Below are 13032 nucleotides of genomic sequence, written 5' to 3'. Positions count from 1 at the left end.
AAGTTAATAAAACAAGTTTAAAAAACTAAGAAAACAAGAGTAAATGTAAGAAAAAACAAGATTATATAGGGAGGAAAAGAAATGACAGACAATCAAAAAAAGGGTAATTCATGGGCATTGCTACCAATGTTAGTATTTTTATTAGTCTATCTGGTTACATCTATCGTTTTGAGAGATTTTTACAAGATGCCTGTAAGTGTAGCATTTTTAGTAGCAAGTATAGTGGCAATTGCCATGAACAAAAAAGAAAGTATAAATGACAAAGTAGAAATCTTTTGTAAAGGTGCCGGTAATAGTAATATTATTCTTATGTGTATGATCTTTATTTTAGCAGGTGCCTTTGCTCAAGTTGCAAGGGATATGGGTGCAGTAGAATCTACTGTAAACTTAGGACTTAGTATTTTACCTGGAAATATTCTTATCGCCGGTGTATTTATCATTGGTTGTTTTATTTCCCTATCCATTGGTACTTCCGTAGGTACGATTGTAGCCCTATCACCTATGGCTGTAGGCATTGCGGAAACGATTAATATTCCTATGGGGTTAGCCTTAGGCGCAGTAGTAAGTGGTGCTATGTTTGGCGATAATTTATCTATGATATCAGATACTACTATTGCCGCAGCTAGAACACAGGGTTGTGATATGAGGGATAAGTTTAAAATGAACTTTAAGATTGTCGTACCCGCAGCAGTAGTTACAGCAATTATATTTATAGTAATTAATATGGGGAACACCGTAGTGCTAGAGGATCATTATGAGTACAGTATTCTAAAAGTATTAGTGTATGTTTCTGTTTTAGCTGCAGCATTATTAGGTGTAAACGTGATGGTTGTTTTATTAGGAGGCACCTTATTTGGCGGTTTTATAGGAATATATACAAATGCATTTGATATTTGGGGATTTGTAAAAGCAATCGAGAGTGGGATTATGGGAATGTCACAAATTATTATAATATCCCTTTTAATTGGTGGAATAGTTGAGGTTATAAAATTTAATGGTGGTATTGACTTCTTATTAAGCTTTATAAAAAGTAAAATTAAGCGTAAAAAAGGTGCTGAATTAGGTATAGGTATATTAGTGAGTTTAGTAAACATGTGTACAGCAAATAACACCATTGCTATTGTGACTGCAGGACCTATTGTAAAGGATATTGCAAATGAGTATGAAATAGACCCAAGAAGATCAGCAAGCTTAGTAGATACATTTTCGTGTTTTTGCCAAGGGTTAATACCTTATGGTGCACAACTTCTTGTTGCAGCAAGTATTGCAGGAATTTCAAGTATAGAAATAATGAGATACTTATATTACCCTTATTTAATGGGTGCATGCGTACTTTTAGCAATCGCTTTTGGCATTCCAAATTTGAAAAAAGCCCATGCAAACTAATGAAATAAATGATTTTGATAACTCCCTTAGATTTAAATCTGAGGGAGCTTATTTTTGCAATATAAATTATCCATTAATTATGTTTTGACTTGTTTTGACATAGGTGTTATATTATTCCTATTAAAGTGAGGTGGGAGGAAATTGAAAAAAATTTTATTAGTCGAAGATGATTTAACATTAGCACAAGGGATAGAATTCTCTCTTAAAAGGGAGAGTTATCAAGTTCAAGTAGCACATACTTTAGAAGATGCAGAAAAACTGTTTAATTGTCAATCATTCGATCTGATCCTTTTGGATGTGATGTTACCAGATGGGAGCGGCTATAGTTTATGTGAAAAGATTAGAACTACCTCTCAAATCCCTATTATATTCCTAACTGCCTGTGATGATGAAGTAAATATTGTCTTGGGATTAGATATAGGAGGCGATGATTATATTACAAAACCTTTTAGGGTTAAAGAGTTGATCTCCCGGATCAAGGCAATCTTAAGACGAGGGAGTAATAACAATATACAAGGGACTATTCACTCTGGCCCGATTACTTTAGACATTTTAAAAGGAAAGCTATGGAAAAATGGCTATGAAATTATATTGTCACCAATGGAATGGAAATTGATTAATATATTTATTCAAAACCCTTCTCAGCTTTTATCTAGAAATACCATTATACAAAAGATATGGGACGACTCAGGTGAGTTTGTAGACGATAACACTTTATCTGTGTACATTAGAAGATTAAGAGAAAAAATTGAAAACGACCCATCAAAGCCTGAACATATAGAGACTGTAAGAGGGATGGGTTATAGGTGGAAAATCTAAGTGGGATGTGGGAGATAGAAAATGATATCGCTGTTGAGAAACAAAGAAGTAAAAAGATATATTGTAATTATTATACTTTTACATATTTTATTGAGCGTTATTATAGTAGGCAGTTTTAGAAAAAATGCTGAAAAGCTTCATAGACAAGTAGTTAGTGAAAACATAGCTGCACTGGGTAGTATTTTAAATAGGTATCCTCAACTGGAAAGGGAAACCATTACCTTTTTCACTGGGAACTATACTGACGCAGATTTAGAGACGGGTTTAGAAATTGCAACAAAGTATGGCATTAATGAAGATATGCCGCTACATGTAAACAATACTTTCAGGGAATTTTATCGTAGGCACCAACACTCTCTATTTTACACTGGAATGTTATTTTTACTATTATCTTTAATCGTATACTTGATTATCTTAAGCATGATCTATCGTAAAATTCGTAACTTCTCCCATTATGCGGAATCGATCGTAGAGGGGGACTTTGAATCGATATTAGAAATTCAAGAAGAAGGAGACTTTGCTGTACTAACACTACAATTTAACGATATGGCAAAAAGGCTACAGGGAACGTTACAGAGTTTAGAGCAGGAAAAAATATATTTAAAAGATACAATCTCCGATATTTCTCATCAACTTAAAACACCACTGGCCTCTATAAAGATGTTTAATGAATTATTAATTGATGGGGAAATTAATAATTCAGAAACAGCATTAAATTTTTTGGATAAGAGCCAAGGACAAATCGATCGAATGGAATGGTTAATAAAAAATTTATTAAAAATGGCTAAATTGGAAATTCAATCTATAGATTTTAACAACAAACTAGCTAACCTTAATGATACGATAGAAAAATCAATACTTCCTTTAAAAGTAAATGCACAAAATAAAAATCAAAGCATTAATACTTGCTTAGATAGTAATATAGCATTGATCCATGATGAAAAGTGGCTTGGAGAAGCTATAAGCAATGTTGTTAAAAATGCTTTAGAGCACACACCAGAAGGTGGTAAAGTTTCCATAGAAACAGAAGAAACGCCATTAGCTGCACGAATATATATTTCTGATGAAGGACAAGGTATTTCATCAGAAGATTTACCCCACGTCTTTAAAAGATTTTACAAAGGCAAAAACAACCTTAAGTCAGAAAGTACAGGAATAGGACTTGCTCTAACGAAGGCAATTATCGAAAATCAAAATGGTACGATCATGGTAAAGAACAATAAAAAAGGAATTACATTTACGATTGTATTATTCAAAGATGAAAGTTATTAGAATGGGGAGATGCCAAGCATCTCTTTTTTCTTACAAAATTGTAAGGAAAACTTTCATCTTCAAGTAAGCTTAAGGAGCTATAATAAATGTACAGAAAAAGTAAAAAAGGGAGGAAAGAGATGATGGAGATATTAAAGACAGAAGGTTTAAATAAAACTTACAAAACAGGAGAACAAAAAATAGAAGCCCTAAAGGATATAAATATTTCAGTTAATCAAGGTGAATTCGTTGCAGTTGTAGGACCAAGTGGGTCTGGAAAAAGTACATTGCTACATTTGTTAGGTGGTCTAGATCGGCCAACAAAAGGCAAGGTTAAGGTAGATAATACCGATATTTACACCATGAACGAGAATAATCTTTCTATTTTTAGAAGAAGAAAGGTAGGATTTATTTTTCAATTCTATAACCTTATTCCAGTATTAACAGCAGAAGAAAACATTGCCCTGCCGGCTATGTTAGATAACAGACCTGTTGATCCTAAATATTTAGAAGAAGTTTTAGGACTTTTAGGTCTAAAAGAGAGAAGAAATCATTTTCCATCACAACTTTCCGGTGGACAGCAACAGAGGGTCTCTATAGGTAGAGCTATGATTTATAAGCCTTCCGTAATTTTGGCTGATGAGCCAACAGGTAATTTAGATAGTAAGGCGAGTAAGGAGGTTGTAGAGTTACTGAGGTACTCCGTAAAAAAGTATAATCAAACATTAATCATGATTACCCATGATATCAAAATTGCCGAAGAAGCCGATCGGGTATTACGGATCGAGGATGGAGATATCGTTAAAGATGAGGTGATCAACAGATGAAAACCTTAAGTCAATTAGGTAGTCGTTATTTAAAGGAACAAAAAAAGCGTACTATTTTGACCATAATAGGAATTATCATTTCAGTATCAATGATTACTTCTATTGGAACCATGATGTATAGTTTAGAGCAACATGAATTGCAAAGGGTTAGAGAAACCAGTGGAACAAATCATGTAGCATTTGTAAATGTAGGGCATGAAGAATATGGATATATTAAAGAAAATGCAAGTTTTGAAAAAACAGCAAAGTCAGTTTTAGCTGGTAGCAGCTACGTGGAAAAATCAAGTAAAATAAATGCAATAGAAATGAAGGGGTATGAATCTGACTACCTTGAAATGAGAAATATGTTGCCAATAGAAGGGAGATTACCGGAAAATCAAAATGAAATTCTGCTAGAACGATGGAAAGCTGCTGAACTTGGTATTGCAATCGGAGATTCCATCACTTTGCCCATTGGTCATTTTGAAATGAATGATCGAATTATAGGCAGGCGAGAGTGGAATGATGAAGTAATATTTAGGTCCCTTACAACAAAATCTTTCACCCTAGTGGGTTTACTAGAAAGCAATAGACATAGCCAGGCACGTAATCACTCCCAAGCTGTTGTAGACTTAGCGTGGGCGGAATCAGTAAACACTTCAGATGATGTCACCACTATTGCAAGAGTAAAGGAAGGCTTACCTATAGGAGAAACCATACTAAATGTACAAAATACATTAGAGCTAGCACAGGAAAATGTGGAACATAACTATGTGCTTATTAGACGAGAAGCGGGAGAAATTAGCCCTGAAATATTAGCGATAGTTATATTTCTGATCACTTTAGTTTGCGTAGCTACTGTAGCAGTAATTTACAATGCTTTTCATATCTCTGTCATTGAACGAATTAAACAGTTCGGGGTAATGCGCTCTATCGGTACGACACCAAAGCAAATAAGGACATTGGTATTTCATGAGGCAACTCTATTAGGTTTAATAGCCATCCCCTTGGGATTAGTCACCGGATTCTATGCAACCAAATTACTTTTTTATTTATTTACCATTGGAGAATATTCAACCTTTAACAATGTGGTGATTCAAACTACTCCTGTGGTTCTTATCGGAAGTTCAATTATTGCTATGGTATCCATCTATTTATCGGCTTTTAGTCCTGCACTAAGTGCAGGGAGAGTGTCGCCCCTAGATGCAATTTTTCAGCATAGGTCGTTGAAAAAAGAGAAAAATACCAAAGGTGGTGTGCTATTAGGCAAAGCATTTGGAACAGAGGGTCTTCTAGCCTATAAAATCCTTCGGAGAAACAGAAAAAGGTTGTTAATTACTGCCTTTTCTCTAAGTATTAGTGTCATTATGTTTATGGTGTTTAGTGTATTTAGTGCCTATGCCTTTAGGTTAAATGAAGGTAGATATGGATTTACTGGAGATTTTATTTTGCAACAAGAGTGGTCTTCGGAAGGATTATATACCGAAGAAGATGTAACAGATATTCAAGCATTAGAGGGCTTGAAAGAAGTGATTCCAGTAAGAAATCTTCATACCAGCATTATTATGGAACCGGATAAAATTATAGAGGAATTAAGACAGCGAGATCAGTATATTGAAAAGGATGGAGTTCTATATAATAGCTTTATTAGAGGATATGATGATGAGCAATTGAAAGCTGCGAGCAAGGAACTTCAGAAGGGTTCTATAGATATAGAAGTGATGAACAGAGAACGTGGTATATTAGTAGTCCAAAATGCTAGGTACTATGACGATGGTAAATTAACTATTGGACCTATGACTAACCTCCAAATAGGTGACGAAATAAAAATTGATCTAGAAAATTATCGCATAGAACAAAATACCCAGGCTAAAGAGGAAAATCTTATACCTTTAAAGGTTATGGGAATCGTAGAAAAGGCAACAATCGGGGGAGAATATGCCAACTATGCAGGAATAGGAATAGTAACAACAAAGGAAGTCTATGAAGAGGTAACAGGTAAACAAGGTTACGATATTATTTATGTTAATATAGAAGAAGAACATTACAACAATATTGTATCAGGACTAAACGATATTGTTAATAGACATCCAGAGGCTATGGTTATAGACAATATTGCAAACAACAGAATAACGGAACAAACAAAATTCGAAGTATCCGTGTTGATATATGGTTTCATTACCTTAATTACGCTAATTGGGGCCTTAAATATCATTAACACCATAAGCACCAATCTAATTACTCGAACAAAGGAGTTCAGTATGCTACGGGCAGTAGGAATGAGTCCTAAAAGCATGAGAAAAATGATTCGTTTAGAGGCCATATTCAGTAGTATAATAGGAACTATTTTTGGTTTAATAATTGGAAACCTTTTAGGGTATTTCCTGTACACTTTAATGACAGACTTTAGAGAATTACCATGGGAATTTCCAATAGAAGCAAATATGATCGCTTTAATAGGTACTGTTCTAATAGCACTACTTGCTGCCATTGCACCACTTAGAAAGATGGCTCGAATGAACATAACAGCAACCTTGAGAGAAGAGTAATAAATTAGTAATACAAGTTATATACTTCAATACTACTTTTAAAAGATGATTTCTGGTATACAGAAGTCATCTTTTTTATTCAATTTATATTTAATTACACAATATCTTCTATTGATAGTACTAATTAATAGAGCTATAATTTAGAAGTATCATACGCTATATAGTATTTTTAAAAACGTAGCAATAAGGAACATTTTTCATATGTTAATCGTCTAAATATACTTAAGGAGGGGTCGACTTGAAAAATGAAAATAAAATTTTAATAGCGCTACTAGTGCTAATTTTGATGTCCTGGTTATTTTGGAACAGCACCAGACAGGTAAATAACCGAGTAATGAGCTTACAAAATCAAGTATCAGGTTTACAAAACCAAGTTCAGCAATTAAGTTCTCGTATATCAAGTGTTGATACAAGTATTCATAGTATAAGAGAAGATGCAAGACCATGGACAACTGGGGAGATACAGTTCTTAGAAGTAAAAGATGGAGAAGCGGATATAAACATAAGTTGGCGTTTAAGAGAATACAAAAAAGGTTCGGAGGTTGCCCTGCATTACCGATTAGGAGATACTGGTGAATTTAATAAAGTCATTGCAACAAAAGCTGATGGATACTACGATGCAACAATAACTGTTGAAGTTGAAGTAGAGCCGATGATCTATATGATGACTAGCAAAGTAGAAAAAAGAGGGAATCAAAATAAGGAAAGTCATGTTATAGACGAAAAACAAAATTTTCCTTATGAAAAAGAGAAATACTCAACTTTAACTTACTACATATCGGTGAATGATGGAGATACAGTTCAAACGATGGAAAGTAGAGTAGTTAACCTAGATAAAATTAACCATCAACTATTTGGCACTGTAAACGTAGACATTAACTACGATGCAAACGCAAATAAATTTCATGTGTTTTTCATAGAAGATTATGTAACAAACCCGGAAAACAAAATTGTTGAGGTTTTATTTCAAACAAGAAAAGCAGGAAAAGTTGTTGAGGAGTGGAAAATTGATAACAACGATGAACACATAACAAGGGGTCATGAATTCCGTAAGAAAACATTAGAACCAGCAAAAGATTTTAATGATACTTATATACTGATTGAATACGATACGGGAATAGAAGTAGAAAGAAAAATGAACCTACCATAATATTACAGGGCAGATATTTAAAGCTGTAATAATAAACACCGATTAGGGTGACGATAAAAAGTCATCTTAATCGGATTTTTTTGTTTGCCAACTTAATAAGTGCTTAATCGTCACACCATAAAAATCAGTTCATATAATAATTTGAGCAAGTTGTTAAAAACTGAGATGAGGAGTGATCAATTGTGACGCAAACAGAATTTAAAGAATTTTTGAAAATAAAAGGGCAAGGCATCAGTAAATATTATACGGAAGGAAAAGTACTGGGGCTTAACGCAATTAATGATATAATTAAGTGGGCAAAAGGCGTTGAAAGAGTTTTTGAAGTAGACTTAGATGTTATTGTAAACAGTCATGAAGAGACTGTACATTTATTAAATAAGGTTGATCAGTCATATGGGATGAACAAACAAAAATCTAAATCTATAGCTGCAATTAAAGCCTATTATGAGTTTAGAAATGGACGTGAATATATATAAAAAATTAAGTCATAAAAAGTCAAGTAAATTATTTGATTTTAGAAACAGTATGGCTATACATTAAAATAATTCAATAGACACTCCTTAGGGTGTCTATTGAATTATTAAGAAGTGATAAATGTTAGCAGTGGTGATCTTCTTCAGCATCTTTCTTAGTTTCATGAACAGTACCACGAGGGTGCTCCGGTGGTGCATAAATTGAGTACAGTTTAAGTGGTGTACAGCCGGTGTTTATTAAGTTGTGCCATTTACCAGCAGGTATAAATATTGCATAGTCATCATAAACGCTTTCTTGAAAATCTAAATGATCTTTCCTGTCACCCATTCTTACAATTCCTTGCCCTTGTTCAATACGGATAAATTGATCATGGTCTTCATGAACCTCTAAACCAATATCATCACCGGATTGAATACTCATCAAGGTCAGTTGTAAATATTCTCCTGTCCATAAAGCAAGTCGAAAATTAGTATTTTGCTTCGTAGCTTGCTCAATATTAACGACATAGGGGTGTGGTCCATAGTCCTTTAACGGTATATGAGGTGGCTGCCAGCCTGGATGCTGCATAGGTGGGTTGTTCCAGTAAGGATATGGGTATGGTCTATAAGGATTATGCATAGGCGGATTATAGTGCCCAGGATTTGGATAAGGATGATAAACATTATACATTGTAGTATTCATTCCTTTCATAAGTTTTCTTTATTTCTTTATATTGTATGTTAGTTATTAGAAGAAGGTGATTTGAATAAGTAGGAATATTAAAATAATCAAGATCAAAAATATTATTAAATAGCAGTCTAAAAGAGTATGTTATAATTGGAATAATAATGGGGTGAATATTATGATATTTAAAGAATACAAAAATCTAAAAATTGTTGTATCAATTGTTTTAGGTATTTTAACAATTGGCACCGTTGGTTATATGCGGTTGCTTGATGTAAGCGTAATCGATGCGTTATACATGACGGTTATCACGATATCAACAGTAGGATATACAGAAGTGGGAGAAATGACTGATGCAGCCAAAATCTTTTCAATGATTATTATTTTTATGGGGTTAGGTACTGTGGGTTATTCCTTTACACGAGTCGTTACATTCTTTATTGAAGGCGCATTTAAAGAAACATGGAGGAGGCGTAAAATGGAAAAGCAAATAGCAGAACTTAAAAATCATTACATATTATGCGGTGCTGGTGAAACCGGGCAAAGTGTCATAAGCCAATTTGAAAAAAGTAAAGTTGACTTCGTAGTGATCGAAGAAAAAGAAAAAGTGGTTAATGAATTACTAGAACGAGGCATATTAGTAATTCATGGCGACGGAACTCATGAAGAGGCACTGAAGAAAGCTAGAATAAAAGAGGCTAAAGGTTTAGTTTCAGCACTTCCTGAGGATGCTTTAAATGTTTTTACAGTGCTCACGGCAAGACAGATGAACGAAAATCTATATATTGTTTCCCGGGCGGTAGAAGTTAATTCTAGAGAAAAACTAAAAAAAGCCGGTGCCAACAATACTATTTCTCCTAATGAAATTGGGGGTATGCGCATGGCTTCCTTTGTAATTCGCCCTGCTGTTATATCTTTTTTAGATATTATCACCCACGCTGGAGATGTTATTTTAGATTTAGAAGATGTACTAATTTGTGATACTTCTAAATTAAAAGGACAAAGTTTAAAGGAAGCTAAAATTCCCGAACGTACAGGACTTATCGTACTAGCAGTTCAGAAAAAAGGTGAGAGTACACCAAGATTGAATCCTAGTTATGATGAAATTTTAGATTCTGGTGATGCAATGATTGTGTTAGGCCAAGAGGATCAAGTTAATAAGCTCAGGCAAATTGCCTGTGACAGTGGAAAAAGGGATCCTATAAATCGCTTAAAAGAGAACCAGTAGTTTTTGTGGTTCGATAATTCTAAATGATAAAAGACAAAGTGCATTATTTAAATATAGAAACAAATAATAAAAATACATAGACGTTCTATGTGTTTTTATTTTATAAAATACAAATATATAAAAGGAGATAAAATGATAAATAATACAAGAGAAATTGGGTGGAATTTTAATAATAGTTATGCAGGGCTCCCGAAGTTGTTTTTTTCAAGTCAGGATCCAACACCGGTACGCAACCCTAAATTAGTTATTTTAAACGATTGTTTAGCTGAATCTTTGGGATTAGATGCACAGCTATTACGAAGTGAGGATAGTATATCGGTTTTTGCAGGAAATAGCATTCCTGAAGGTGCTAAACCCTTAGCACAAGCATATGCAGGGCATCAATTCGGGCACTTTACAATGTTAGGAGATGGTAGAGCTATATTAATTGGCGAGCAGATAACTCCTGAAGGAAAAAAGGTGGACATTCAACTGAAAGGATCTGGGAGAACACAGTACTCTAGAGGTGGGGATGGCCGAGCAGTTCTTGGTCCAATGCTTCGAGAGTATGTTATCAGTGAGGCAATGTATGCCCTTGGCATTCCAACAACCCGCAGCTTAGCTGTTGTAACAACTGGAGAATCAGTAATGAGAGAAAAAGAGCAAACCGGAGCAATTTTAACCCGTATAGCTAGTAGTCACATCCGTGTAGGTACTTTTCAATATGCTTCCAGTTGGGGAACAGTTGAGGAATTACGAGCATTAGCAGATTATACAATACAAAGGCATTTTCCAGAAATAGAAAAGACACAGAACAAGCACCTAAATTTACTAAAAGAAGTTATTAATAGACAAGCTACTTTAATTGCAAAGTGGCAATTGATTGGTTTTGTTCATGGAGTGATGAATACAGACAATATGGCCATAAGTGGTGAAACCATTGATTATGGTCCTTGTGCTTTTATAGATAAATATGATCAACAAACTGTATTTAGCTCTATAGACCGGCAAGGAAGGTATGCTTATGGCAATCAGCCATTTATAGCAAAATGGAATATTGTACGTTTTGCAGAAAGTATTTTACCCTTATTAAATGATGATCAAGCAAAAGCAATAAAACAGGCAGAGAATGCTATTGAACAATTTGATGTAGTGTACCATCAAAAATGGCTTCGTGGGATGAAAGCAAAGTTGGGAATAATTAGTGACGAAGGACAACAGGATGAGTTGCTCATTGAGGAAATACTTGCTATAATGGAAAAATATAGTGCAGATTACACAAATACCTTTGTAGCTTTAACCTTTGAAAAGAGTAATGATACAAAGTTATTTAATTCAGCCGAGTTTAAAGATTGGTATAAAAAATGGCAAGATAGGATTCACAGACAAAATGAAACGAAAGATGCTTCTCAGGAATTGATGCGTATAAACAATCCTGCAGTTATTCCTAGAAATCATAAAGTTGAACAAGCACTAAAAGCTGCTGAAGAAGGGGATTATAGTATTTTGAAAGCACTTCTTAATGTCCTTTCAGAACCTTACAATCATTCTTGTAACCAAGGCGATTACGCAACACCACCATCATCCAATCTTCCTTACAGAACATATTGTGGCACTTAATATATATAAATATAACTAAAAGTTTCCTGGGAAAAGGCGTTCTAGTTGGAAATGTTAATAACAACGAATATAGTATGGTTGTGGATCCAAATTCAAAATTAGAAATTAATAATATTCATAATTCAGAATTTATTTTTGAAACTATAGTTAGACCTGGAATTCAGGGAAAAGAAGAAGTGCAATCTGAAAACATTTTGTTATCTGGGGGAGGTGCTGAAGAGCAGGTTCCAAAAACAAATGTTAAGTTAGTAATTAACATCATAGGAGGTATTTTACTAGCATCATTGGTGCTCTCTTTACGTAAAGATATTAAGAATAGGTCTAGTTATAGTGGATTTTAGTAGTTAAATGTATAGGAGGTGTTGTTTTTTGAGACGAAGTATTTTTGTTATTTGCTTCATAGTAACTTCGATTTTAATTACTGGTTGTAATACGTCCAGTAACAGTGATGCTATAGAAGATATTACTATATCAGAAAAAATTTCAAATTATCTATTGGATAAAGGATACAATATAGTTCTAGAAGAGGGTAAGACTGAAGAGTATGTTTTAGAGAAAGAACTTTTGTTACCTGAAGCAATAGGACCATACGCGAAAATTTGGATGATTCAAGAAATTGAACCTAGTGATTATTTCAATAAAACAATAGAGGAATATAAATTTATTGTAAAAAATCATCCATTAGATCATGATGAATACATTAAAAATGAAACAACAAGTGTCACAGTTATGGTATGCGAAGGTAAGATTATCGGAGGGTACTCTTTACATGTATCTGATGACATTCTTCTTGGTGGTTTTTACTCACTTGAAGGGAAAACCTTAGAAGAAATCACTGGAATGAATTATACTGAATGGAGTGACCGATGGTGGTCAAAATTATAAATTAGCCGATACACTATTCCTTTCTTTATTAATGTTATTCGGTAGATTGAAATTATTTACGATGATTATTTTATTTTTACCCAACTTTTGGAAAGAATAAAAATATAGTTAAACAAAAAACTGTCTACTACGGACAGTTTTTGTTTTTTGGCTCTTTGTCAATAGTTGGGGTGGGATTATATTTAATCTCGCTCCATTATTACATTAGAGCCTATTTTAGTA

12 protein-coding genes are annotated in these 13032 nt (G+C 33.9%); 11 read left to right on the top strand and 1 reads right to left on the bottom strand.

Annotation, left to right across the window (positions count from 1 at the left end; genetic code table 11):
• The first annotated feature begins 81 nt into the window (after positions 1-81).
• The 7 genes from RH915_RS11145 (at position 82) to RH915_RS11115 (ending at position 8437) form a co-directional block, all read left to right on the top strand.
• Positions 82-1386: a Na+/H+ antiporter NhaC family protein gene (locus RH915_RS11145; protein WP_310480084.1), complete on the top strand. Its 1305-nt coding sequence runs from the start codon at positions 82-84 to the stop codon at positions 1384-1386.
• Between the two features lie 141 nt (positions 1387-1527).
• Complete coding sequence (locus RH915_RS11140; protein WP_310480082.1) at positions 1528-2205, top strand: response regulator transcription factor; 678 nt, start codon at positions 1528-1530, stop codon at positions 2203-2205.
• Positions 2206-2226: 21 nt separating this feature from the next.
• On the top strand, positions 2227-3477 hold the full coding sequence (locus tag RH915_RS11135; protein ID WP_310480080.1) for a sensor histidine kinase: 1251 nt from the start codon (positions 2227-2229) through the stop codon (positions 3475-3477).
• A 122-nt stretch (positions 3478-3599) separates the two neighbouring features.
• Positions 3600-4283 (top strand): ABC transporter ATP-binding protein, encoded by a 684-nt coding sequence (locus RH915_RS11130; protein ID WP_310480079.1) that lies wholly within the window; start codon positions 3600-3602, stop codon positions 4281-4283.
• Positions 4280-6811, top strand: coding sequence for an FtsX-like permease family protein (locus RH915_RS11125; protein ID WP_310480078.1), 2532 nt, complete (start codon positions 4280-4282; stop codon positions 6809-6811). Before RH915_RS11130 ends, RH915_RS11125 begins: the two co-directional genes overlap by 4 nt.
• A gap of 238 nt (positions 6812-7049) precedes the next feature.
• Positions 7050-7961 (top strand): hypothetical protein, encoded by a 912-nt coding sequence (locus RH915_RS11120; RefSeq protein ID WP_310480077.1) that lies wholly within the window; start codon positions 7050-7052, stop codon positions 7959-7961.
• Between the two features lie 182 nt (positions 7962-8143).
• On the top strand, positions 8144-8437 hold the full coding sequence (locus RH915_RS11115; RefSeq protein ID WP_310480076.1) for a hypothetical protein: 294 nt from the start codon (positions 8144-8146) through the stop codon (positions 8435-8437).
• 121 nt (positions 8438-8558) lie between these two features.
• Here RH915_RS11115 and RH915_RS11110 read toward each other — a convergent pair whose 3' ends face one another.
• On the bottom strand, positions 8559-9104 hold the full coding sequence (locus tag RH915_RS11110) for a cupin domain-containing protein (protein WP_310480075.1): 546 nt from the start codon (positions 9102-9104) through the stop codon (positions 8559-8561).
• Positions 9105-9276: 172 nt separating this feature from the next.
• Here RH915_RS11110 and RH915_RS11105 point away from each other — a divergent pair, with 172 nt between their 5' ends.
• The 4 genes from RH915_RS11105 to RH915_RS11090 all read left to right on the top strand — a co-directional run bounded on the left by RH915_RS11105 (position 9277) and on the right by RH915_RS11090 (position 12810).
• Positions 9277-10326, top strand: coding sequence for a potassium channel family protein (locus RH915_RS11105; protein WP_310480073.1), 1050 nt, complete (start codon positions 9277-9279; stop codon positions 10324-10326).
• A gap of 132 nt (positions 10327-10458) precedes the next feature.
• Positions 10459-11925 carry a protein adenylyltransferase SelO gene (locus RH915_RS11100; protein ID WP_310480072.1) on the top strand — a complete coding sequence of 489 codons (1467 nt, stop codon included), beginning with the start codon at positions 10459-10461 and terminating at the stop codon, positions 11923-11925.
• Between the two features lie 80 nt (positions 11926-12005).
• Positions 12006-12266, top strand: coding sequence for a hypothetical protein (locus tag RH915_RS11095; RefSeq protein ID WP_310480071.1), 261 nt, complete (start codon positions 12006-12008; stop codon positions 12264-12266).
• Positions 12267-12294: 28 nt separating this feature from the next.
• Entirely contained in the window at positions 12295-12810 is a 516-nt protein-coding gene (locus RH915_RS11090) for a hypothetical protein (protein ID WP_310480069.1), read from the top strand.
• The last annotated feature ends 222 nt before the right edge of the window (positions 12811-13032 follow it).

This window comes from Serpentinicella sp. ANB-PHB4, assembly GCF_031432315.1.
In the GTDB taxonomy this organism is placed as follows: domain Bacteria; phylum Bacillota; class Clostridia; order Peptostreptococcales; family Natronincolaceae; genus Serpentinicella.
Note: the sequence above shows the minus strand (reverse complement) of the source record. Positions and strands in the feature narration are given on the sequence as shown.

Bases quoted from the DNA above. Each gene is read 5' to 3' on its own strand.
- RH915_RS11145 (WP_310480084.1), top strand. From the start codon at position 82: ATGACAGACAATCAAAAAAAGGGTAATTCATGGGCATTGCTACCAATG.
- RH915_RS11135 (WP_310480080.1), top strand. From the start codon at position 2,227: ATGATATCGCTGTTGAGAAACAAAGAAGTAAAAAGATATATTGTAATT.
- RH915_RS11130 (WP_310480079.1), top strand. From the start codon at position 3,600: ATGGAGATATTAAAGACAGAAGGTTTAAATAAAACTTACAAAACAGGA.
- RH915_RS11125 (WP_310480078.1), top strand. From the start codon at position 4,280: ATGAAAACCTTAAGTCAATTAGGTAGTCGTTATTTAAAGGAACAAAAA.
- RH915_RS11110 (WP_310480075.1), bottom strand. From the start codon at position 9,104: ATGTATAATGTTTATCATCCTTATCCAAATCCTGGGCACTATAATCCG.
- RH915_RS11105 (WP_310480073.1), top strand. From the start codon at position 9,277: ATGATATTTAAAGAATACAAAAATCTAAAAATTGTTGTATCAATTGTT.
- RH915_RS11100 (WP_310480072.1), top strand. From the start codon at position 10,459: ATGATAAATAATACAAGAGAAATTGGGTGGAATTTTAATAATAGTTAT.